At 66.0% G+C, this 22157-nt stretch carries 18 protein-coding genes and 1 riboswitch; of the genes, 5 read left to right on the top strand and 13 right to left on the bottom strand.

Annotated elements, in window-relative coordinates; all coding sequences use genetic code 11:
• Nucleotide 1: 1 nt before the first annotated feature.
• The 5 genes from groL to FBY36_RS13040 form a co-directional block, all read right to left on the bottom strand.
• Entirely contained in the window at nucleotides 2-1636 is a 1635-nt protein-coding gene (gene groL, locus FBY36_RS13060; RefSeq protein ID WP_056331105.1) for a chaperonin GroEL, read from the bottom strand.
• Nucleotides 1637-1927: 291 nt separating this feature from the next.
• On the bottom strand, nucleotides 1928-3202 hold the full coding sequence (locus FBY36_RS13055) for an ABC transporter substrate-binding protein (protein ID WP_235008821.1): 1275 nt from the start codon (nucleotides 3200-3202) through the stop codon (nucleotides 1928-1930).
• A gap of 5 nt (nucleotides 3203-3207) precedes the next feature.
• Complete coding sequence (locus tag FBY36_RS13050) at nucleotides 3208-3414, bottom strand: cold-shock protein (protein WP_142030282.1); 207 nt, start codon at nucleotides 3412-3414, stop codon at nucleotides 3208-3210.
• A 166-nt stretch (nucleotides 3415-3580) separates the two neighbouring features.
• Nucleotides 3581-4219 (bottom strand): LytR C-terminal domain-containing protein, encoded by a 639-nt coding sequence (locus FBY36_RS13045; RefSeq protein WP_142120006.1) that lies wholly within the window; start codon nucleotides 4217-4219, stop codon nucleotides 3581-3583.
• A gap of 51 nt (nucleotides 4220-4270) precedes the next feature.
• Complete coding sequence (locus FBY36_RS13040) at nucleotides 4271-4600, bottom strand: DUF3263 domain-containing protein (RefSeq protein ID WP_018769531.1); 330 nt, start codon at nucleotides 4598-4600, stop codon at nucleotides 4271-4273.
• Between the two features lie 150 nt (nucleotides 4601-4750).
• On the opposite strand from FBY36_RS13040, the gene FBY36_RS13035 reads away from it, so the two are divergent.
• Nucleotides 4751-5521: a uracil-DNA glycosylase gene (locus FBY36_RS13035; protein WP_142120004.1), complete on the top strand. Its 771-nt coding sequence runs from the start codon at nucleotides 4751-4753 to the stop codon at nucleotides 5519-5521.
• A gap of 14 nt (nucleotides 5522-5535) precedes the next feature.
• On the top strand, nucleotides 5536-6375 hold the full coding sequence (locus FBY36_RS13030; protein ID WP_142120002.1) for a siderophore-interacting protein: 840 nt from the start codon (nucleotides 5536-5538) through the stop codon (nucleotides 6373-6375).
• Between the two features lie 17 nt (nucleotides 6376-6392).
• Here the strand turns inward: FBY36_RS13030 and FBY36_RS13025 are convergent, their stop codons facing one another.
• From FBY36_RS13025 to FBY36_RS13015, 3 genes are all read right to left on the bottom strand, one after another.
• Nucleotides 6393-7880: a threonine/serine ThrE exporter family protein gene (locus tag FBY36_RS13025; protein ID WP_142120000.1), complete on the bottom strand. Its 1488-nt coding sequence runs from the start codon at nucleotides 7878-7880 to the stop codon at nucleotides 6393-6395.
• 34 nt (nucleotides 7881-7914) lie between these two features.
• Nucleotides 7915-9231 carry a peptidoglycan bridge formation glycyltransferase FemA/FemB family protein gene (locus FBY36_RS13020; RefSeq protein ID WP_142119998.1) on the bottom strand — a complete coding sequence of 439 codons (1317 nt, stop codon included), beginning with the start codon at nucleotides 9229-9231 and terminating at the stop codon, nucleotides 7915-7917.
• 131 nt (nucleotides 9232-9362) lie between these two features.
• A complete protein-coding gene (locus FBY36_RS13015) occupies nucleotides 9363-10496 on the bottom strand; it encodes a lipid II:glycine glycyltransferase FemX (RefSeq protein ID WP_142119996.1) in 1134 nt (377 codons plus the stop codon).
• A gap of 154 nt (nucleotides 10497-10650) precedes the next feature.
• Here FBY36_RS13015 and FBY36_RS13010 point away from each other — a divergent pair, with 154 nt between their 5' ends.
• Nucleotides 10651-11163, top strand: coding sequence for a TspO/MBR family protein (locus FBY36_RS13010; RefSeq protein WP_235008820.1), 513 nt, complete (start codon nucleotides 10651-10653; stop codon nucleotides 11161-11163).
• A 46-nt stretch (nucleotides 11164-11209) separates the two neighbouring features.
• On the opposite strand, the gene FBY36_RS13005 is transcribed toward FBY36_RS13010, so the two are convergent.
• The 4 genes from FBY36_RS13005 to FBY36_RS12990 form a co-directional block, all read right to left on the bottom strand.
• Nucleotides 11210-12661: an L-serine ammonia-lyase gene (locus FBY36_RS13005; RefSeq protein ID WP_142119992.1), complete on the bottom strand. Its 1452-nt coding sequence runs from the start codon at nucleotides 12659-12661 to the stop codon at nucleotides 11210-11212.
• A 474-nt stretch (nucleotides 12662-13135) separates the two neighbouring features.
• Nucleotides 13136-14296 carry a glycine cleavage system aminomethyltransferase GcvT gene (gene gcvT, locus FBY36_RS13000; protein WP_142119990.1) on the bottom strand — a complete coding sequence of 387 codons (1161 nt, stop codon included), beginning with the start codon at nucleotides 14294-14296 and terminating at the stop codon, nucleotides 13136-13138.
• Nucleotides 14297-14308: 12 nt separating this feature from the next.
• Complete coding sequence (gene gcvP, locus FBY36_RS12995) at nucleotides 14309-17167, bottom strand: aminomethyl-transferring glycine dehydrogenase (RefSeq protein ID WP_142119988.1); 2859 nt, start codon at nucleotides 17165-17167, stop codon at nucleotides 14309-14311.
• 186 nt (nucleotides 17168-17353) lie between these two features.
• Nucleotides 17354-17451, bottom strand: a riboswitch (glycine riboswitch).
• A 94-nt stretch (nucleotides 17452-17545) separates the two neighbouring features.
• Nucleotides 17546-18082, bottom strand: coding sequence for a TetR/AcrR family transcriptional regulator (locus tag FBY36_RS12990; protein ID WP_142119986.1), 537 nt, complete (start codon nucleotides 18080-18082; stop codon nucleotides 17546-17548).
• An 85-nt stretch (nucleotides 18083-18167) separates the two neighbouring features.
• On the opposite strand from FBY36_RS12990, the gene FBY36_RS12985 reads away from it, so the two are divergent.
• Complete coding sequence (locus FBY36_RS12985) at nucleotides 18168-19727, top strand: MFS transporter (RefSeq protein ID WP_142119984.1); 1560 nt, start codon at nucleotides 18168-18170, stop codon at nucleotides 19725-19727.
• A gap of 105 nt (nucleotides 19728-19832) precedes the next feature.
• Here FBY36_RS12985 and FBY36_RS12980 read toward each other — a convergent pair whose 3' ends face one another.
• Nucleotides 19833-20312, bottom strand: coding sequence for a Dps family protein (locus tag FBY36_RS12980; RefSeq protein ID WP_043451386.1), 480 nt, complete (start codon nucleotides 20310-20312; stop codon nucleotides 19833-19835).
• 222 nt (nucleotides 20313-20534) lie between these two features.
• Here FBY36_RS12980 and FBY36_RS12975 point away from each other — a divergent pair, with 222 nt between their 5' ends.
• Nucleotides 20535-22091 (top strand): APC family permease, encoded by a 1557-nt coding sequence (locus FBY36_RS12975; protein ID WP_142119982.1) that lies wholly within the window; start codon nucleotides 20535-20537, stop codon nucleotides 22089-22091.
• Nucleotides 22092-22157 lie beyond the last annotated feature (66 nt).

Here is a 22157-nt window from a genome sequence, read left to right as displayed (position 1 = left end):
CTTAGAAGCCGCCCATGCCACCCATGCCGCCCATGTCGTCTCCGCCTGCGGGGGCAGCGTTCTTCTCCGGCTTGTCAGCCACCACTGCTTCGGTGGTGAGGAACAGGCCGGCGATGGAAGCCGCGTTCTGCAGGGCAGAGCGGGTTACCTTGACGGGATCGTTGACGCCGGCAGCCAGCAGGTCGACGTACTCGCCGGTTGCTGCGTTGAGGCCGTGGCCTGCGGGGAGCCCGCGGACCTTGTCCACAACCACGCCGGGCTCGAGGCCCGCGTTGAAGGCGATCTGCTTCAGCGGAGCGTCGATGGCAACACGGACGATGTTGGCGCCGGTTGCTTCGTCACCGGACAGCTGCAGGTTGGCGAACGCCTTGGCACCGGCCTGGATCAGGGCCACGCCGCCACCGGCAACGATGCCTTCCTCAACTGCAGCCTTGGCGTTGCGGACTGCGTCCTCGATGCGGTGCTTGCGTTCCTTGAGCTCAACTTCGGTGGCGGCACCGGCCTTGATGACTGCAACGCCGCCGGCCAGCTTGGCCAGGCGTTCCTGCAGCTTCTCGCGGTCGTAGTCGGAGTCCGAGTTCTCGATCTCGGCGCGGATCTGGGAAACGCGGCCGGCGATCTGGTCGGCGTCGCCGGCACCTTCGACGATGGTGGTCTCGTCCTTGGTGACAACAACCTTGCGGGCCTGGCCCAGGAGCTCCAGGCCGGCGTTCTCCAGCTTGAGTCCAACCTCTTCGGAAATGACCTGGCCGCCGGTGAGGACGGCAATGTCAGCCAGCTGGGCCTTCCGGCGGTCACCGAAGCCCGGAGCCTTGACGGCGACGGACTTGAAAGTGCCACGGATCTTGTTGACGATCAGGGTGGCCAGGGCCTCGCCCTCGATGTCCTCCGCGATGATCAGCAGCGGCTTGTTGGACTGCATGACCTTTTCCAGGACAGCAACCAGTTCCTTGACGTTGGAGATCTTGGAGTTGACGATCAGGATGTACGGATCCTCGAGGACCGTTTCCTGGCGCTCGGTGTCCGTGACGAAGTAGGCGGAAATGTAGCCCTTGTCGAAGCGCATGCCTTCGGTGAGCTCGAGCTCCAGGCCGAAGGTGTTGGACTCCTCGACGGTGATGACGCCTTCCTTGCCCACCTTGTCCAGGGCTTCGGCGATGAGCGCACCAATTTCGTCGTCACCGGCAGAGATGGAGGCGGTGGCCGCGATCTCTTCCTTGGTTTCGATTTCCTTGGCGGAGTTCAGCAGCTCGGCGGTGACGGCGTCAACGGCCTTCTCGATGCCGCGCTTGAGGGACAGCGGGTCGGCGCCGGCGGCAACGTTGCGCAGGCCTTCCTTGACCAGGGCCTGTGCCAGCACGGTAGCCGTGGTGGTGCCGTCACCGGCAACGTCGTCGGTCTTCTTGGCAACTTCCTTGACCAGCTCGGCGCCGATCTTCTCGTAAGGATCGTCCAGCTCGATCTCCTTGGCGATGGAAACACCATCGTTGGTGATCGTGGGGGCGCCCCACTTCTTTTCGAGGACGACGTTGCGTCCCCGCGGGCCGAGGGTGACCTTAACGGCGTCGGCGAGGGTGTTCAGGCCACGCTCAAGGCCGCGGCGTGCCTCTTCATCAAATGCAATGATCTTGGCCATAACGGCAGTAGTCCTTTCGGGACAGTCGTTAAGAATGAACCTCCGCTGCAGTGCCCGCGACGGACGATCCTTTGGCGGCGGCCTCTGTATGCCTCCGGGTGGGGATCTCACTGAAGTGAGGTGTTTCTTTCGCTCCTCGACCGGTTGCCAGGCGCTGCCGGCCGGAACCAGGCTTTGCTTTAGCAGTCGGTACGTCAGAGTGCTAACTCAATAATTAGCACTCCCCAGGTGAGAGTGCAAGCGAAAAGACGCCGCAGAGACGGGTGAAGGGAGCCGCTTCGCCCAGGGCGATCAGCCGGCGCGCCCGGCCGTCTCCCGGCCTGTGGGGCTGGGGTTGTTGTCCGGGCCGTATTTATAGACGGAGAAAACGGCGCTGGTGATATCCCCGTTGGAATCGAAGGCAACTGACCCCGATTCCCCGTCGTAATTGATGTCCTTGCTGGCAGCCAGCCCGCCCAGGCACTCCTTGTATGTCAGGCACGGGGCCGGCGGCGATGCACCTGCACTGCCACCGCCCGCAGGTGCAGTTCCGCCCGATACCGGGATCAGGTTGGCGGCGATGGAGCGCCCCGCGTCGTCCTGGGCCCTGGCAGCAGCCAGTGCCGCCAGCGTTACGGCGTCGTAGGTTTCAGCAGCATAGGAAACGTCCTTCAGGGAAGGATCCACGCCCAGGAGTCTCCCCTGGAAGGCGGCAGTGGGCAGCTGGCCGGGGACGACGGCGCGGGCTCCGTCCAGGACCCGGGAGGCGAGCCCGGATCCGTAGCGGGCGAAGCCGCCGTCGCTGAGGATGATTCTCGAACCGTTGAGGCCGGAATTGTTCAGCTCGGCCAATGCCCCCTGTGCACCTTCCCGGGCAATGAGGACGACGGCGTCCGGGTTGGCCTTGGCGGTGGAGCGCGCGGCCTGGGCGGGGTCGCCTGGCTTGAAGCCGGCCCCGGGCAGGACCGTGAGGCCGGCTTGTTGGGCAGCCTCCGTGACGGCAGCCGAGAGGTCCTTGCCGTAGGCGCCTTCCTGGTGCAGCACGCTGATGGTGGCGGCCCCGGCGTCCCTGGCGAGTTTGGCGAGCACGGGTCCTTGTGCGACGTCAGCGGCAGCGGTGCGGAAGTAGTAGCCTCCGCTGGCGATTCCGGAGAGGGCGGCAGCGGTGTTGGCCGGCGAGATGAGGGGTATGTGCGCACGGGACAGGACGTCCACAGCGGCGGTCGCGTGGCTGGAATCTGTCGGTCCAATGACCACATCCGCTTTGGCAGCCGCGAGGTCCTTCGCCTGCCCTGCGGCTTCATGGTCCGGATGCGCCGGGAGCAGCTCCACCGGACGGCCTTTGTGTCCGCCCGCGGCGTTGATCTCCTGAATGGCCAGCTTGGCGGCGGCCAGCTGGGGCGCATTAAGGAAGGCGTTGTTCCCGGTGTTGTCCAGGATCAGGCCAACCCGGAGCACACCGTCTCCGGAGGCTTCCGGTGTGTCCACCCGGGCGTTGCCGCCGGCCCCCGAGCATGCCGTGACCGCCAGGACGGCTCCCAGGGAAACGGCCAGCGCCGGGCGGACGCGGACTGTGGAACGGTACAACCGGGTCACTGGGCGGGCCGGACGTTTTCCGCCTGCGGGCCCTTTTCGCCCTCACCGAGGTCCAGCTGCACCCGCTGTCCCTCATCGAGGGCACGGTAGCCCTCCCCCTGAATCGCGGACCAGTGGACAAAGACGTCGTCACCGGAGCCGTCAACGGTGATGAAGCCATAGCCCTTCTCAGCGTTGAACCACTTGACGGTTCCCAGTGCCATGATGAACAACTCTTTCCGTTGGGGGCCGGGCGGGACCGGACCGTGGGGCGTCAAGCCGGGCAGGCCCTGGCCTGGAAATCACTCTAGCCAATCCCCGCAGCCCGACCCTGACAGCGGCCTGCCCGGAACCAGGAACGTTATGCAGGTGTGACGGGAGAGGGTGCGGTTACCGGTACCCGGGGCCGAGCACTACCACCAGCGGCACCTGGAATTCGGTGCTGCTCACCACGGTGGGGATGTTGAGCAGCTCAGCAAGGGCCTGCGCGCTGGCCAGCTGCTGGGGGCCGGAGTAAAAGATCACGGAGGATTTCTGGGGGGCTCCGGACCAGTTGCCTACCTGGCCCAGGCGCCACCCGTCCGCTTGGACCGTTCCGCCCACCCGGCTGGCCAGCCCTGCCGTCCCTGCTGCGTTATAGACGGCAACGGCCTGGGTCCTGTCGACGGCGGCCTGGGGAGTGGCAGAAGGGCTCGCCAGGGGCTCGGGGTCGCTGCTCGGGGTTTGCACGGACGAGGCAGACGGCCCGGTCGCGGCAGGGGGAGCGGATGCCTGCGTGGACGGTGGGGTGGTTCCGGTGCCGGCCAGCGGTGATGCCTCCACGTTTGCCGAGGCTTGGCTGACCGTGGCGTTGAGCCCCAGCTTGGGAAGGATCAGGAAGGACACCAGCCCAATGGCCAGGGCCGCCATTCCCACCGCCAGGATGGGCCACAGCCGTACCCGTGACGGGGCCGAAGCCGTCCGGTGGACACCTTGTCGCGACGCGGCCTCCGGGACCTTGTCGAATTCATCGCGGGCGTATCTGGTCATGGTGGAAGGACATCCTTGTTGATTGCGGCGGTTCTCCCGGCCTGGGGCGTGTTAAGCGTCTGATCCCAGGCGCCGGGCAGTGCGCGCGCGATGGCGCGACGTACGTAGTCTACGCAATCTCTTCACCAGCATGGGATCGTGGGCCAGGGCATCCTCGCGGTCGATCAGTGCGTTGAGGAGCTGGTAGTAATGCGTCGCGGAGAGGTCGAAGAGGTCGCGGATGGCCTGTTCCTTGGCCCCTGCGTACTTCCACCACTGCCGTTCCAGGGCCAGCATCTGCTGTTCCCGCTCTGAGAGGGAGGACTCACGGAGGGTGAAATCCGCCAGGAGGGACTTCCGTGGATCCTGCTCCGGCAGATGTTCCCGGGCCGGTTCCGCCACGGCACACTCCTTCGCTGGTTACGGTAATGTCTCACCCCCATGGTACCGGTGGAACAACACGAGTGTCATTTGCGCACGTGCGGGCAGCCGATGGTGCCGGCGGGAGGGCTTGGGCCGAGCGCCTGCAAGGAGGCCTGCAAGAATGGAACGATGTTTGAATCGGACGCGCTCTTCGAGCTGGAGCAGGACCGGGCGGACGGAATCCGCTTCGCTGACCTGGCCGCCCTGCCCCTGGCAGAGCTGATGGCTCCGGACTGGGCGGCAGCCCTGCAGGGAGTGGAAGGCAGGCTCCGGTCGGTCCTGGCCTTCCTGGCCGCTGAAGAGGCGGCGGGGCACCAACTCCTGCCGCCGCCGTCGAACGTCCTGCGCGCCTTCCGCCAGCCGCTTGACCGGGTGAAGGTCCTCATTGTTGGGCAGGATCCGTACCCCACCCCGGGACACGCCGTGGGGCTGTCGTTTTCCGTCGACCCGCGCACGCGCCCCCTCCCCCGCAGCCTCGTGAACATCTACCGTGAGCTCGAATCGGACCTCGGAGTTCCGCCACGCGCCCATGGCGACCTGTCGGCGTGGACGGACCAGGGCGTGCTGCTCCTGAACCGCGTGCTCACGGTCAGGGCAGGAGCCGCGGGGTCCCACCGGGGCAAGGGCTGGGAGGAGATTACGACGGCGGCAGTCACCGCGCTCGCCGGCCGCCGGGCCCCGGACGGGTCCAGGATGCCCCTCGTGGCGGTGTTGTGGGGCAAGGAGGCCGAGGGCGTCCGGCCGCTCCTGGCCGGTGCCCCCGCCGTCGCCAGTCCCCACCCAAGCCCCCTGTCCGCCTCCCGCGGGTTCTTTGGCTCCCGGCCGTTCAGCCGCGTCAACCAGCTGCTGCGTGAACAAGGTGCGTCGACCGTAACCTGGGAGCTCCCGCCGTCGCCCTAGCTTAGGCTTACCTTATGAGCACCGTCCCTGCCGCCACCAGCGCCACGAAGAAGAGCCGTCCCCAGGTCAACCTGACCGTGCTGCGCAAGGAGCAACTGTCCCCGCACATGGTCCGGATCGTGGCCGGCGGCGAGGGCTTCAGCGACTTCACCAACAACGGCTTCGTGGACAGGTATGTGAAGATCGTCTTCCCCCAGCCCGGCGTGGATTACCCCTCCCCGCTGGACCTGTGGGCTGTCCGGGAAACGATGCCGCGCGAACAGTGGCCGTTCACCCGCACCTACACGCTGCGGTGGGTTGATCCGGAGGCCCGGGAGCTTGCCATCGACTTTGTAGTCCATGGCGACGAAGGCCTGGCTGGTCCCTGGGCGGCCGCGGCCCAGCCTGGCGAGACCCTCATCTTCACAGGCCCCGGCGGGGCCTACAACCCCAACCCGGACGCCGACTGGTACCTGTTCGCCGGAGATGAAGCGGCGCTGCCGGCCATCGCCGCCTGCATCGAGGCGCTGCCGGCAGACGCAACCGGCCTTGCCTTCCTTGAGGTTGGTTCCGAGGCCGACATCCAACCCATCTCCGCTCCTGGCGGGCTGGACATCACCTGGCTGGTCCGCAACGGGACTCCGGCAGGTTCCAGCGACCTGCTGCTCAAGGCAGTGGCGGAGGCCGAGTGGCCCGGCGGCACTGTGGATGTGTTTGCGCATGGCGAACGCGGCTACATGAAGTCCCTCCGCGAAGTCTTCTTCAAGCAGCGCGGCCTGGAGCGCCGGCAGGTGTCCCTCTCTGGATACTGGGCGCAGGGCCGGGTAGAGGATGTATTCCAGGCCGAGAAGAAGCTTCCCGTCGGCCAGATCTAGGGGACCGGCGGCGGCAGCTAGCGGCGGCGGGCCCGGCGCCGCTCGTTGCTCGCCAGGCTGCGGGTCAGCGGACGGGCCAGCACGTCACCCAGGACGATTCCCCCTGCCGTTCCCAGCACGATGGCCCCGGCACTGAGCATTCCTCCCGCGCCGGCCAGGATTTCGGACTCCTCGACGGTCAAGACATACATGGAACGGAATATTGTGAGGCCCGGCAGCAGGATCAGGGCGGCGGGAACTGCCACCACGAGCTGGGGCGCCCCCATCCGCAGCGCCACCACCCTGGCCAGCAGGCCAATGACGACGGCGGCAATGGCGGGGGCGAAACGGTCGCCGATGCCGAGCAGGCCGCAGCCGAGCAGCACAAGGTAGCCCGCTACGCCGACGCCTGCCGTGGGCAGCAGGAGCTTCCAGGTGGTCTGTTCCGTGATGCCGATGGCCATCACTGCGGTGGCCACGAAGATGATGAGGACCCACAGATCGTAGGCGGGCGGGAAGGTCTGCGTGACGTCGATGCGCTGCAGCCCGGTCAACTCCCCCACCACGAAGGCCACAGCAATTCCTGCAACGATCGCGCCGAACGTCAGCAGGGTGGACAGGAACCGTCCGGCCGCCGTCACCGGGAAGCCGTTGATGGCGTCCTGCACAGAGGACACCAGGCGTCCGGTGGGCAGGAGCAGCAGGATGCCGCCCACCACCACGATGGACGGCGACGCGGTGAGGCCGAACTGCCAGAGCAGCAGCGCCAGCATGGTGACCACGAAGGAGCAACTGGCGGTGATGAAGAAGTCCGGCACCCGCCAGCGCCCGAGTTGCCGGGCCAGCAGGCTGATGCCGATATTGGCCGCGAACGCCACTGCCGAGGACACGGGACCGCCGCCCAGAACGCCGACGAACACGGCCGCGAAGATGCCGAACGCCACCGTGACCATCCAGCGCGGGTACGGTTTGGGGCTGGTGATGGCCTCGTTGAGCCGGCGGATCGCTTCGTCACGGCCCACGCCGCCGGCCACGATGTCCGTGACCAGCTGGTGCACCTTGGCCAGGCCGGCATAGTTGTTGGTCCAGGACCGCACCACCCGCAGCAAGGCGATGGGCGTTTGGTCCTTGGGCGCGTAATTGATGCCCACGGACTGGTTGGTGATGTCCACCTCGATGTTCTTCAGCCCCAGCGCCGCGGTGACGGCGATGATGCTGGTCTCCACCTCCAGGGCGCCGGCACCGTACCGGAACATGGTCTCGGCCAGGTGCAGGGCGAAGTCCAGGGTCTTCCGGGCGGACGTGTCCACGCCGCCCACCTGGATGGTGGGGTTGGCATACGGGCTGCCCGCCAGCCGGTCCACGATGCTCAACGGTGCCGTTGGCGGGTTCTCCCCCTGCACCAGGCGGCGCAGCATCCTCTTGGCGGCTGCGTCCTGGCGAAGCTGCGCAGGGGTTAGCGATTCAGTCTTGGGCAGGCCGTCAGTCTTCGGCCTGTGGCCTGGCCGTGGGGGCCGGTCGGTCATGCCCGTTTCCTCCCTGTACGCGGTTTATGGACGGTCAGGCTGCACGCTTCGAAGGCAGCTTGCCCAGCAGCGTGCGGGCAGCCGCCGCGGCGGACCTGGCAAGCCGGTTGGCGTGGAAGACGGCCGGCCGCACCGGCAGGACGAAGTCGCCCACCAGCTGGACCACTTCCCCGCCGAATCCCTTCTTGAATTCGTAGCCGCCGTGGCCTTCCTCGTCCTGGCCGGAGATGCCGAAGGTGCCGTAGAAGTTGTACCTGGGGTATCCCTTCTCGAGCGCATGCAGCATCATTCCCCAGTACAGGGAGGTGGCGCCATTGAAGTAGATGTAGTCCTGCACGGTGCCGCCGATGACGCACACCACCTCGTCCCCGTAACAGACGAAGTGGATGGCTGCCACGGTGGCGGTCCCCACGGAATCGGGGAACCTTTCGATGTCCTTCAGGCTGCGCTCGTAGCTGTCCACCAAGTCCTGGACCACTTTGAGGCGGTTGGCCTTCTTCTTGCTGCCCGTCTCCTCCACTTCACGGCGGAGATCTGCGGCGGTGGCTGACTCCGTGGCCAGGCGCTCAGTAATGGATTTCCGGTAGGCCGGGATGTCGATCTTGGCCATCATCAGCTTGGTGAATTCCGCAGAGGTGGTGCGGAGCAGGTGTTCATAGTATTCGCGTTCACGGTAGACGAATCCTTTTTCGTCACCGGCCCGGCTCAGGGCGCCGTAGAAATCATCCAGGGTTTCCAGGGTGGCCTGTTCCAGGAAGACGCCGTTCTTTTCCGCCTTACGGATGGCTTTGCGGGTCCGGTAACTGGTGCTCATGATCAGTTCTTCGGCGTCCTGGATGCCCACCAGGTTCTTGATGAACATCCAGTTGACGTTGACAAAGTTCATGTCCAGGCCCTGGTGCCGGAATCCCAGCCGTTCCAGGCCGGCCACCAGCGGCCGGTTGTCCTCGATGTCAGGGTGTTCGACGCCGTCGGCGTCGCGGGCGATGTAACGGATATTCGGCGAGATCCGCAGTTCGGCGGCCTTGCGGCCTGCCGCGTGCTTGCGGAGAACTTCGACGACGGCACTTACCTGTTCACGGTCCGTGTAGTCCATGAGGGGACCCTTGGCGCATTCGCAGACGGTGTAGCCGAGGCGCGTAGTGGTGTAGTTGAGCTTCCCCGCCGCCAGGAGTTCCCCGTTGCGCCGGACCCCGAAGAGTTCCACCTGCTGGCCGCGGGAGCGCTGGAAACGGGCAAAATCGACAGACTGCAGGAAGCTGTTCTGCGGGTGCTTCAGGGCGAAGGCCTCAAATTCGGCGTCGCTGAGGTTGGCGTATTCAAGCCCGGTAGCGGCGGAAACTGGATTCAAGGGGTGACCTTCTTCTGGACTCGTCGCGGCCTGGCGGGCACGCGCTGGACGGGAGGTGTTCGGGGGCAGGGCCGCACGGGGTCGGGCGGACCTTTGGGGTCGCGTTGGCTGTGGGGTGCGGCGGCGGCAGGTCAGTAGAACTGCCGGCCGGTCCGTGCGGTTTCGATGCGGCGGAAGACCTTTTCGCCGCCCTTGACCCAGAGCCGGTGCCGCAGCGGGGACAGGACGTAGTCGTGGCAGCCCACGAAGTCGGTGACTGTCTTGGTGAAGCTGGTCTTGAACATGCCCATTCCGTACAGGTTGTGGGTCTTGTCCTTGATGCGCGCGGCCGGCGGGGTTCCGCAGAAGTCGTATTCCGTGCAGCCGAGTTCCTGCATGCGCCGGATGGCGGCCCACTGCACCAGGTGCGAGTCCCCGTACTGCTTGCGGTTCTGGGTGGAACCGCCGTCCTTGTAGGTCGCCTTGGCACCGTAGTTGATGACGAATGCGCCAACGCTGGGCTTTCCGTCCTCGTAGGTGAAGAAGAAATTCCCCTGGCCCCGGTTGCAGAACTCGTCCCAGAACCGTGCGTAGTAGTCGTAGCTGCGCAGGGGCATGGATCCCTTGGCGTTGACTGTGTTGGCCATCAGGTCGTACAGGGCGCGGTAGGTTTCAGGTCCCTGTTCCTGCCGGACCACTTGGCAGCCCTCGCGCTCGGCGCGCCGGACGGCGTTGCGGGCGCGCGAGGAGATAGCTTTGAAGACTTCCTCCTCGGAGCCCGAGATGTCCAGCAGGGCCGTGGAGTCGTTGGACTGGATATTGGGTGCCTTGACTAGGCCGGCGTCGCGCAGTTCCTTCTGTGCCTCGTCGGAATCGACAATGTCCGGCTCCACTTTGATGGTGAAGACGTTCAGCTTGCTGCTGCGGACAAAGGATGCACAGGCTTCAAGGGCGGCTCCAAGGTCCGCTGCAGCCGCCAGGTCAGGGCCCTTGATCAGGTACCACAACCGTCCCAGGACGGGGAAGCTCTTCTCCAGCACCAGGTTGTAGCTGGCGTTTCCGTCGCCTTCCAACACCAGGAACCGGACCTTCCAGCCACTTCCATTCTTGACCGATGCATAGGCTGCGGACTGCAGCATATTGCCGCCGTTCGGGTTGGCCGTGACGTGCTTGTCCCAGTTTTCGATTTCCTCGGCGGTGGCAAAACGTGCGTTGAGTTGTCGCAAGGGGGCCTTGTCCAATCGGGTCTGTGCGCGGTTTCTGTACTTCTGGATGCGTGCGGACATGCAGCCTCAAGTCTAAAGCCTGATGTGCTTCCGGCTTTTCCCCGCATGGCGGGACAGCGTGCCTTCCGCGTTGCCCGGCGCCGGCTTGACGGCAATGTTCGCCTTCAACAAGGGTTGAGGCATGAGGCCGGATAGGGAAGAAACCACAACTCGCATGGGAACCGGCAGGCAGCCCTACAGCGCTGGAGTCCAGGTGGCAGCGCTCATCGGATTCCTGGTGGCCTCCCTGTTGGTGGCGGCGCTGGGAGGGCTCGCTTCTGCGGCCAATGTCACGGGCTGGTACGCCACCGCCGACAAGGCACCATGGTCCCCTCCCAACGGCGTGTTTGGTCCCGTCTGGACCATCCTCTATACGGCAATGGCCGTGGCCGCCTGGCTGGTATGGCGCAAGCGGACCAACAGGACACGGCCGGCGATGACCGCCTACGCCATCCAGCTGGTCCTCAACCTCGCATGGACCCCGGCGTTCTTTGCCCTCTACCCCGCCCTCGGCACGCCGGCATTGTGGCTGGGGCTGGTCATCATCCTTGCCCTGATTGCCGCTGTCGCGGTAACGGTCCTGTTTTTCGGCCCCATCAGCCGGACGGCCGGACTGCTCCTGCTGCCCTACGTGTCATGGCTGGTGTTCGCAGCCAGCCTGAACTGGTGGGCGGCAGTGCATAACTAGCGCCGGGACACCGGTCAGCTGCGGCGCCGGGCTGGGTTGGTGGTGGTCAGCATTCGACGACGTTGACGGCGAGGCCGCCCATGGCGGTTTCCTTGTATTTGGAGGACATGTCCTTGCCGGTTTCGCGCATGGTGATGATGACTTCGTCCAGCGAGACGCGGTGGGTGCCGTCGCCCCAGAGCGCCATTTTCGCGGCGTTGATCGCTTTCGCGGCGGCGATCGCGTTCCGTTCGATGCAGGGGACCTGGACCAGCCCGCCGATCGGGTCACAGGTCAGGCCCAGGTTGTGTTCCATCGCGATCTCCGCGGCGTTCTCCACCTGCGCCGGGGTCCCGCCCATCACCTCGGCCAGGCCCGCGGCGGCCATCGACGACGCTGATCCCACCTCGCCCTGGCAGCCCACCTCGGCCCCGGAAATGGAGGCCTGTTCCTTGTAGAGCACCCCGACCGCGCCGGCGGCGAGCAGGAACCGCACCACCACATCGTCCCGGTCGGCCTGGCTGGCCTGGTCCATGCCCGGAGCGAAGTGCAGCGCGTAGAACAGCACCGCGGGAATGATCCCGGCCGCCCCGTTGGTCGGGGCGGTGACCACCCGGCCGCCGGAGGCGTTCTCCTCGTTCACCGCCAACGCCACCAAGTTAACCCACTCCTGCCAATACCGGGGATCGAAACGGACCGCGTCCCAGTCCGCCTCCTGGCCGCTGTGCTGTTCCTCGTCCTGGGTGTGCGCGGATTCCTTCTTGAGCCGGTCGTACCAGTCAGGGGCGCGGCGGCGGACCTTCAACCCGCCCGGCAGCACCCCTTCGCGCTTCAGCGAGGTGGCCACGCAGTTTTCCATCACCGACCAGATCTGCAGCAGCCCCTCCCGGATCTGCTCCTCATCCCGGGAGGCTTTTTCGTTCACGAGCATGACATCGGCGATGCCCAGCCCGGTCACCGCGCAGTGCTCCAGCAGTTCCGCGGCGGTCCGGAACGGCAGCGGCAGTTCCTGTTTGGACGCGTCCAGTTCCTGCTGCGCCGCGTCCTCCTCACCCTCCCGGACGATGAACCCTCCACCGACCGAGAAGAACGTGGCCGCATGCAGCACCGAACCTTCCGCGCCGGAGACGGTGAACGTCATCCCGTTCGTGTGCCGCGGCAACACCGTCAACGGCCGCAGCACCATGTCCTTCACCCCATACGGCAACGGCACCGCACCGGCCAGGTTCAACGTCCCGGTCTCCGCGATCGAGGCCAGCCGCTCCTCCACCTCCTCCGGCAGGATCAGCTCCGGATGGAACCCCTCCAACCCCAGCAGGACCGCAGTCATCGTCCCGTGCCCGTGCCCCGTCGCGGCCAGCGACCCATACAGGTCCACCCGCAACGCCCCCACCCCAGCCAGCACCCCCGAGGCCTTGAGTTCCTCAGCGAACACCGCAGCAGCCCGCATCGGCCCCACAGTATGCGAACTCGACGGCCCAATACCGATCGAAAAGAGATCAAAAACGCCAACAGCCATGGGATTGGTTCCTAACTAAAACGGGTGGTTTGGGTGGAGCGGGCAGGACATCCTCTGCGTGCTCGGTCGCGAAAACGCCGCTGAGCGGACGTGACGCGGTGGCCGGGCTGGGTGCGGCTGGCCGAATTCCTCCGCGTGCTCGGTCGCGAAAACGCCCGCTAAGCGGACGTGACGCTCCCTTAGACGCACGTCTCCGGATCCGCCCAGTCGCCAACGGACGTCACCAAAGCGACAGGACAAGCAGGCAAGTACGCACAGGACACGGGTTGCCCGGACAGGAAAACGTACATAGTCCGCCGCCACCCGCTTCCTCTACGCCCTGCTGTCTTCCCCGCACCACCGCACTTTGGCACGAGGGGCCAGCGGAGCCGGACTTTTCGAAAGCGTGCGTCAAAGCGACGAAGGAGCAGCACGCGTGAAAATGTCCGGTCCGTCGGCCCCGGAGCCAGCCACGGCACGTCACGGCACGAAGGACTACTTGAGTCGCTTGTAGAACGGGAGGGTGACGACTTCGAACGGTTCGGCCTTGCCGCGCAGGTCCACGTCGAGGGCCGTGCCGGGGGCCGAGTGTTCGACGTCGACGTAGGCCATGGCGATGGGGTAGCCGAGGGTGGGCGAGGGCTGGCCGGAGGTGACTTCGCCGACGGTGGTGCCGTCCTTGAGGACGGGGTAGTGCGCGCGGCCGGCGCGGCGGCCCTGGCCTTTGAGCCCCACGAGGCGGCGTCCGGAGGTGCTGCCGGCGCCGGCTTCCTTCATGGCTGCCAGGGCGGCTTTGCCAACGAAGTCGCCTTCCTTGGAGAGTGCGACGACGGCGCCCAGGCCGGCGGCGAACGGGTCGCCCTGCAGCGACAGTTCGTTGCCGTACAGCGGCATTCCTGCTTCGAGGCGGAGGGAGTCGCGGGAGGCGAGGCCTGCCGGGATCAGTTCCCCGTCGTCGGCGATGGCGATCAGCGACTGCCACAGCGCGGGCGCATCGTCGTTGTCCACGAAGATCTCGAACCCGTCTTCACCGGTATACCCGGTGCGCGCAAGCAGCAGTTCTTTGCCGGTGCCACCTACCAGGAGCGGGACGGCGACCGCGGCGTAGTACTTCAGCTCCGTCACCAGGGAGTGTTGCGCGGCCGGAACCAGGCGCAGCAGGAGTTCCTGGGCTTTGGGACCCTGGACGGCGATCAGGGAAGTGCGGGCTGAGGCATCATCCACCACAACATCGAACCCCGCGGCCCGTTCCTGCAGGGCTGCGGCCACTACGGCGGCGTTGCCAGCGTTGGGGACAACCAGGAAGACGTCGGTACTGCCTTGTGCGGTACCCGCAGCCGCCGGGCGGCGGTAGGTGATGAGGTCGTCGATAATGCCGCCGTCCTCGTTGCAGATCAGCGAGTACTTGGCCTTGCCCACGGCCATGGCGGAGATCTTTCCCACCAGGGCGTAGTCCAGGAAGGCGGCCGCATCCGGGCCGGTCACCCAGACCTCGCCCATGTGGGAGAGGTCGAACAGGCCGGCAGCGTTGCGGACGGCGTGGTGCTCGGCAAGTTCAGAGCTGTACTTGAGCGGCATCTGCCAGCCGCCGAAGTCCGTAAAGGATGCGCCGAGCTTTTTGTGCTCGTCGTAAAGCGCGGTGTATTTCTCGGTCATTGGTGCCGGTCCTTAGTTTTCGAAGTCTTCCAGCGGCGGGCAGGAGCAGATCAGGTTCCGGTCGCCGGCGGCGCCGTCGATCCTGCCCACTGGCGGGAAGTACTTGTCCTGCTTGTGGTGGGCAGGGAAGGCGGCCTGCTCACGGGGGTACGCGCGGTCCCAGTCAGAGCTGACGACGGCGGCCGCCGTGTGGGGTGCGCGGCGTAAGGGTGAGTCCGCCACGGCAAAGTCGCCGTTGGCTACCTGGTCGATTTCCTTGCGGATGCTGACCATGGCCTCGATGAAGCGGTCGATCTCCGCCAGGTCCTCGGACTCGGTGGGCTCCACCATCAGGGTGCCCGCCACCGGGAACGAAAGGGTAGGGGCGTGGAAGCCGAAGTCGATCAGCCGCTTGGCCACATCCTCCGCGGTAACGCCGGTCTTCGCCGTGAGTTCGCGCAGGTCAAGGATGCATTCGTGGGCCACCAATCCGCCCTCTCCCGTGTACAGAACCGGGAAGTATTCGTTCAGGCGGGAGGCGACGTAGTTCGCTGCCAGCAGCGCGGACTTGGTGGCCTCGGTCAGGCCCTCGCCGCCCATCAACTTCACGTAGGCCCAGGAAATGGGCAGCACGCCCGCCGAGCCGAACCGGGACGCGGAAATCGCAACTCCATGCCCGTCCTCGTGGGCGGCCTTGTTCGCATCGCCGGGCATGAACGGGGCCAGGTGGGCCTTGGCGGCAACCGGTCCGACGCCGGGGCCGCCGCCGCCGTGCGGGATGCAGAAGGTCTTGTGCAGGTTCAGGTGCGACACGTCGCCGCCGAACTGGCCCGGCTGCGCAAGCCCCACGAGGGCGTTCAGGTTGGCCCCGTCGATGTAGACCTGGCCGCCTGCAGCATGCACGGCATCGCAGACCTCACGGACGTCCCCGTCATACACCCCGTGGGTGGACGGGTAGGTGATCATGATGCAGGACAGGACATCCTTGTGGGCCTCGATCTTGGCTGTGAGGTCATCGTGGTCGATCGTCCCGTCAGCGGCGGTGGCGACAACGACCACCTTCATTCCCGCGAGCACGGCGGACGCGGCGTTGGTGCCGTGTGCCGAGGCGGGAATCAGGCAGATGTTGCGCTGCTGGTCGCCGCGGGAGTGGTGGTAGCCGCGGATGGCCAGCAGGCCTGCGAGCTCGCCTTGGGAGCCGGCGTTGGGCTGGATGGACACCTGGTCGTAGCCGGTGATCGTGGTCAGGTCCGCCTCAAGGTCGGCAATGAGTTCACGCCAGCCTTCAGTCTGGGAGTCCGGGGCGAACGGGTGGATGGAAGCGAACTCCGGCCAGGAGATGGCCTCCATCTCCGCGGTGGCGTTCAGCTTCATGGTGCACGAGCCCAGCGGGATCATGGTGCGGTCCAGCGCCAAGTCCCGATCGGACAGGCGGCGGATGTAACGCAGCAGCTGGGTTTCGGACCGGTGGGTGTTGAACACAGGGTGCTGCAGGAAGTCGGAGGAACGCTCGACGGCGGCCTCCAGACCGAAGCCCTGGTCCTCACCCTGGTCGTCGGCAACCTTGGCGCCAAAGACATCGGCCACCTGGGCGACAATGGCCGGGGTCGTGGTTTCATCGAGGGCGATGCCGACGGTATCGGCGTCGACGCTGCGCAGGTTGATGCCCCGCGCCTCGGCGTCGGCAATGATGCCGGCAGCCCGTCCGGGCACCCGGACGGTCAGGGTGTCGAAAAAGCTCTTGTGCAGAACGTCAACGCCGGCAGCGGCAAGCGAGGCCGCCAGGGCACGGGCGTGGCCATGCGCCGTTTCGGCGATCGCCTTCAGTCCGTCCGGGCCGTGATACACCGCATAGAAGGAGGACACGATGGCCAAGAGCGCCTGGGCGGTGCAGATGTTGGACGTGGCCTTCTCGCGGCGGATGTGCTGCTCGCGGGTCTGCAGGGCCAGACGGTAGGCGGGAACGCCGGCGTCGTCCTTGGACACGCCCACCAGGCGGCCGGGAAGCGAGCGCTCCAGGCCCTTGCGGACAGCCATGTAGGCAGCGTGCGGGCCGCCGAAGAACAGCGGAACACCAAAGCGCTGGGCTGAGCCGACCGCGATGTCCGCGCCCTGCTCGCCCGGCGGGGTAATGAGCGTAAGTGCCAGCAGGTCCGCGGCCACGGTAACCAGCGCGCCACGCTCCTTCGCAGCGGCGATGACGGCGGACTGGTCCCAGACCCGGCCGGAAGCGCCGGGCTGCTGCAGCACCACGCCGTTGATGTCACCGTCGGGCAGGCCCTTGGAGAGATCGGCCACCTCCACCTCGAAGCCGAGCGCTTCTGCACGGCCCTTGACGATGGCGATGGTCTGCGGGAGCACGTCGATGTCCAGGACGGTCTTGCCGTCGGCCGCGGGCTTGGCCTTGTTGGCGCGGCGCATCAGCAGCACGGCCTCAGCCACCGCGGTTGCTTCGTCGAGCAGCGATGCGTTGGCAATGGGCAGCCCGACGAGGTCCTGCACCATGGTCTGGAAGTTCAGCAGGGCCTCAAGCCGGCCCTGGGAAATCTCGGGCTGGTAAGGGGTGTAGGCGGTGTACCAGGCCGGGGACTCGAGGATGTTGCGGCGGATCACCGGCGGAGTCACGGTATCGGAGTAGCCCTGGCCGATCAGCTGCACGGCCGTCTTGTTCTTCGCGGCCAGCTTCCGCAGCTCGGTGAGGACTTCAACCTCACTGAGGGCGTCCTGCAGGCGAAGCGCGGTGTCCTGGCGGATGACCTTGGGAACGGCCGTATCAACCAGGGAGTCGACCGAGTCGTAGCCTACGGCTTTGAGCATGGTGTCGACGTCGGCCTGGCGGCGCGCGCCGATATGGCGGTCTACGAAAGTGGTGGAGGCTGGGGTAACCGACACGAAGGAACTCCATTTACTCAGGCGGCGAAGGGTACGCCACAGCTATTCGGGTCCCTCCCCGCTCTGTATTGGACCTGAGAGTTTCCGCGTTGCCTGCCTGGACAGGACCCGCTTGCACCGTCGGTGAGCACAACAGTCCTTGCATTCCCAAAGGGTGGTGGACTGCCTGCTGCTTTCCAGAGGTGCCTCGCCGCGGCGGTACAGGGGCCTGCGAGATTCCTGGGGAGGATTTGCTCCAACGGCGCCTGCCTGTACTTCCGGCAGAACTCTCCCGCCGCAGATCAAAGGCTATTCATTTGTCGAACCATGAAGGCCGGTGACAGCCCTCACAACTCTCTATTGTCCTACGCCGCAGCCCCTCGCGGCAAATGACCGGAACTACCTCCGGAGCCGCTCCAAAGCGGCCAGGAGTTCCTCCACGTCGGCGGCCGCTCCCCCTGCCGGGGCGGGGGCAACGGACAGCATGGCGTTGAAGTACAGGCCGTCCCCCATGTAGAGGACTGCCTTGGCCAGGCCCGGCCCAACGTCGGCAGCTATCTCGTCCAGCCAGCGCTGCTGGATGGCCGCGAACCGGCGCCTTGTCTCTTCGTGGGCCACCTCTGCAAGCCGGGTGGCGGCCACGATGGCGCGGTCCAGCCGAGTATCGGCCCAGACGGAGGAACGGATGAAGTATGCCGCGGCGCCTTCAGCGGCAGCAGCCATCGCGTCGGCGTCTTCCCGGGCGAGGCCCTCCAGCCGGTCAAGCAGCACGGCGATGAGCGCTTCCTTGTTGGGAAAGTGGTAAAGGAGGCCGCCTTTGGACACCCCCGCCTTGCGGGCCACGGCATCAAGGGTGGCCGCGCGCTCCCCCACTTCGATCAGCAGGGACTCGAAGGCGTCAAGGACCGCGTCACGGGCAACAGGCTTTCGGGGCATGCCTTCCATCATGCCTTCCACCAGGCAGGAAAACGGAAATTCCTACCATTCCAAACTATACCGTCTGGACGGTATAGTTATTCCCATGACCGCTTCCATCAAGAGTTCCGCGTCCCCGCAGGCGCCCAGCACCTCCACTCGCTCCCCGTGGCGGGACTGGCTGGCGCTGGGGCTGCTGATGTTCCCGGTACTGCTGGTGGCGGTGGACAACACGGCGCTGACGTTCGCACTGCCCGCCATCGCACGCGCCTTGGAACCCAGCGGCGTGCAGCTGCTGTGGATCGTTGACGCCTACCCACTGGTACTCGCCGGGCTGCTGGTATCGATGGGTAGCCTGGGCGATCGGATCGGGCGGCGGAGGCTGCTGATCCTTGGCAGCATCGGCTTCGCCGGACTGTCCGTTGCCACCGCTTTTGCACCGGCGCCGGAGTGGCTTATCGCCGGCCGCGCCGCCCTGGGGTTCTTCGGGGCCATGCTGATGCCTTCCACGCTGTCGCTGATCCGCAACATCTTCCCGGAGCCCAACCGCCGGAGGCTGGCCGTGGCCATCTGGGCTGCCGGCTTCTCCGGCGGCGCGGCGCTGGGTCCGATCGTCGGCGGATGGCTGGTGGAGCACTTCTGGTGGGGCGCCGTCTTCCTGGTGGCGGTCCCGCTCATGCTCCCCCTTCTGGCCTTTGGCCCGGCCGTCATCCCCGAATCGAAGGATCCGGCGCCCGGCAAGGTGGACATCCCCAGCATCGTGCTCTCCATGCTGGTCATGGTGCCCGTTGTCTACGGAATCAAGGCAGTTGCCACCGAAGGCCCGGGGACTGCAGGGCTGGGCGCAATCGCCTTCGGCCTGGCGATGGGGACCGTGTTCGTGCGGCGGCAGCACCGGCTGAAGCACCCGCTGCTGGATATGTCACTGTTCCGGAACAGGGTGTTCAGCATGGCCATCAGCGCCAACATCCTTGCCCTGTTCTCCTTCAACGGGTTCATCCTGTTCCTTGCCCAGCACCTCCAGCTCCTCGAGGGCATGACCCCGTCCGCGGCGGGCGTTGCCATGATCCCGGCACTGGCCGCCACGGTGGTGGCCGGGCTGGTGGTGGTGCCGCTGGTCCGCAAGGTCCGTCCCGGCTACGTGGTGGCGGCGGGACTGGCCTTCAGCGCTGCGGGCTACACGATAGTGGCGTTCGGGAACCACGACGGCGGACCCTCGCTGCTGCTGGCGGCGCTCCTGGTCCTGGCACTGGGCGTGGGCACGGCCGAAACCATCTCCAACGACCTCATCCTCGGGTCCGCCCCGCCGGAGAAGTCAGGTGCTGCCGCGGCGATCTCGGAGACAGGCTACGAGGTGGGCTCGCTGCTGGGGACCGCAGTGCTGGGCTCCATCCTGACCGCGTCCTACCAGCAGAACCTGCGGCTGCCCGCGGGACTTGACGGCATGCTGCCCGGATCCACCCTGCACAATGCCCGTGAAACGCTCGCCGGCGCAATTGAAGCGGCAAACCTGGTGCCCGAATCAGTGTCGGAAGCCGTCCGCGAAGCTGCGGCGGCAGCGTTTGATTCCGGCGTCCACATCACTGCGGCGATTGGGTTGGTACTGATGGCTACGGCGGCAGTCCTGGCCGCCGTCGTGCTGCGGAAAGTGCCGAAAGCGGCCTAGCAGCCGAGGGTGTGCCGTGTCGGCTGCACAAAGGCGCCCGGCGCCGAGGGAATACCCCGGCGCCGGGCGCCCTTTGAAATGGCAGCCGGCTGCCCGCTGATCCCGCTACTTGGAGTCGGCGGCGGTTACCTTGGCGGTGGGCTTCATGTTCTCAGCCTGCACCATCCACGCAAACTGCTCCAGCCGGGCAATGAACTCATGGAGGAGGTCGGCGGAGGTGGGATCCTCCTCATCCACCTCGTCATGCACTTTGCGCATGGTGCCCACGGCGGCCTCCATGGCGGCAACGATCCGCTCAATGGCATCCGTGGTGCTGATCAGCCCGTCAGGGAACTGGGCCAGGCTGGTGGTTTCGGCAACCGTGGAGCTGCGGCCGTCCGGGAGCGCGTGCAGGGCACGCATGCGCTCGGCAGTGTCGTCGGCGAACTGGCGGGCAGCGTCCACGATTTCGTCGAGCTGCAGGTGAAGGTCGCGGAAGTTGGTGCCCACGATGTTCCAGTGCGCCTGCTTGCCCTGAACGTGGAGTTCGATCAGGTCCGCCAGGACAGCCTGCAGGTTGTTGGTCAGTGTCGGTGAAGCTTTCATGCATCCTCCTCAAGTGGTCCAATACGGCCGACGCTACCAGCCGCCCGCCACGTGGCGGCAGGGCCTGCGGCAATTTCTCAGTGAGCTTACTAATTTCAGGCAGGCAGTCATAAACGAACGCGATTCATATTGCGTCTTGCATCACACGACCCGCACCCCCATACTAAATGAACGCCATTCATATAGTGACTTCCGTCTCATCCCCTTCCAGAAAGTGGTGCCATGACAGAGATAATCCGCACCAGTACCGCCAAACCCGGGCCGCACGCCCACGCACCCTCCGCGGACGGCGTCAGCGCCAAGGGACTCAAGGGCGGGCAGCTCGGGCTTCTTGCCGTCGTCGTCCTCGGGATTTCAACCATCGCCCCCGCCTATACCCTCACCAGCGCACTCGGACCCACCGTCAATGAAGCCGGGCTCCAGCTGCCAGTCATCTTCCTGATCGGGTTCATCCCCATGATCCTGGTCTCGCTCGCATATCGGGAGCTCAACGCCGACTCCCCGGACAGCGGCACAACCTTCACCTGGGTGACCAAAGCATTCGGGCCCTGGATCGGCTGGATGGGCGGGTGGGGCCTGCTGGCCGCCAACATCATTGTGCTCTCCAACCTGGCCGGCGTCGCCGTCGACTTCTTCTACCTCTTCCTGTCCCAGCTCACCGGCTCCCCGGAACTGGCGGACCTGGCCGACAACAAAGCGTTGAACGTCCTCACCTGCTTCGTGTTCGTGGCGCTGGCCGTTTGGGTCAGCTATCGCGGCCTGCACACCACCAAGATGGTTCAGTACAGCCTGGTGGGCTTCCAGCTGCTGGTACTGGGCCTGTTCGTCGCCATGGCCTTCGCCAACTGGTCCACCTCCGAAACGGCAATCCCGTTCAGCTGGGACTGGTTCGACGTCACCAAAATCGAGACATTCGGCCAGATCGCCGCGGGCATCTCCCTGTCGATCTTCGTGTACTGGGGCTGGGACGTCTGCCTCACCGTCAACGAGGAAACGGCCAACGGCAAGAAGACCGCCGGCGTGGCCGGCACCTTGACCGCCGTCATCGTCCTGGCCATCTACCTGCTGGTCAGCATCGCCACCATGATGTTCGCCGGCGTCGGGGATACCGGCAACGGCCTGAACAACGCCGAAAACCACGAAAACATCTTCACGGCCCTGGCCTCCCCCATCATGGGCCCCTTCGCCATCCTGATGTCCCTCGCCGTGCTCTCCAGCTCAGCGGCCTCCCTCCAGTCCACGTTCATGTCCCCGTCCCGGAGCCTGCTGGCCATGGCGCACTACGGCGCCCTGCCGGAACCGTTCAGCCGCATCAGCAGGAAGTTCGCCACCCCGGGCTTCGCCACCATCGCAGCCGGTGTGATGTCCGCAGGGTTCTACGCAGTGATGCACGTGGTCAGCGAAAACGTCCTGAATGACACCATCCTGGCCCTGGGCCTGATGATTTGCTTCTACTACGGCCTCACCGCGCTGGCCTGCACCTGGTACTTCCGCCACAGCCTGTTCAACAGCATGCGCCACTTGGTCCTGCGGCTGGTTTGCCCTGTCGTGGGCGGCGTGGGGCTGTTCGTGGTGTTCGCCCAAACCGCCGTTGACAGCCTGGCACCGGAGTTCGGCAGCGGTTCCGAGGTCTTCGGCGTGGGCCTGGTGTTCATCCTGGGCGTCGGCATCCTGGCCCTGGGCGCCGTGGTCATGCTGGTCATGTCCCGCACCCACCCCGGCTTCTTCCGCGGCGAAACCCTGAAGCAGGACACCCCCGCGCTGGTGGTCCCGGAGTAGGTCCCACCGCAAAAAGGTGCCGTGCCCCAATCAGGGGCACGGCACCTTTGCATTACGACGGCGGCT

This window comes from Arthrobacter sp. SLBN-122 (assembly GCF_006715165.1).
GTDB lineage: Bacteria > Actinomycetota > Actinomycetes > Actinomycetales > Micrococcaceae > Arthrobacter.
This window is presented reverse-complemented; position numbering and strand designations above follow the sequence as displayed.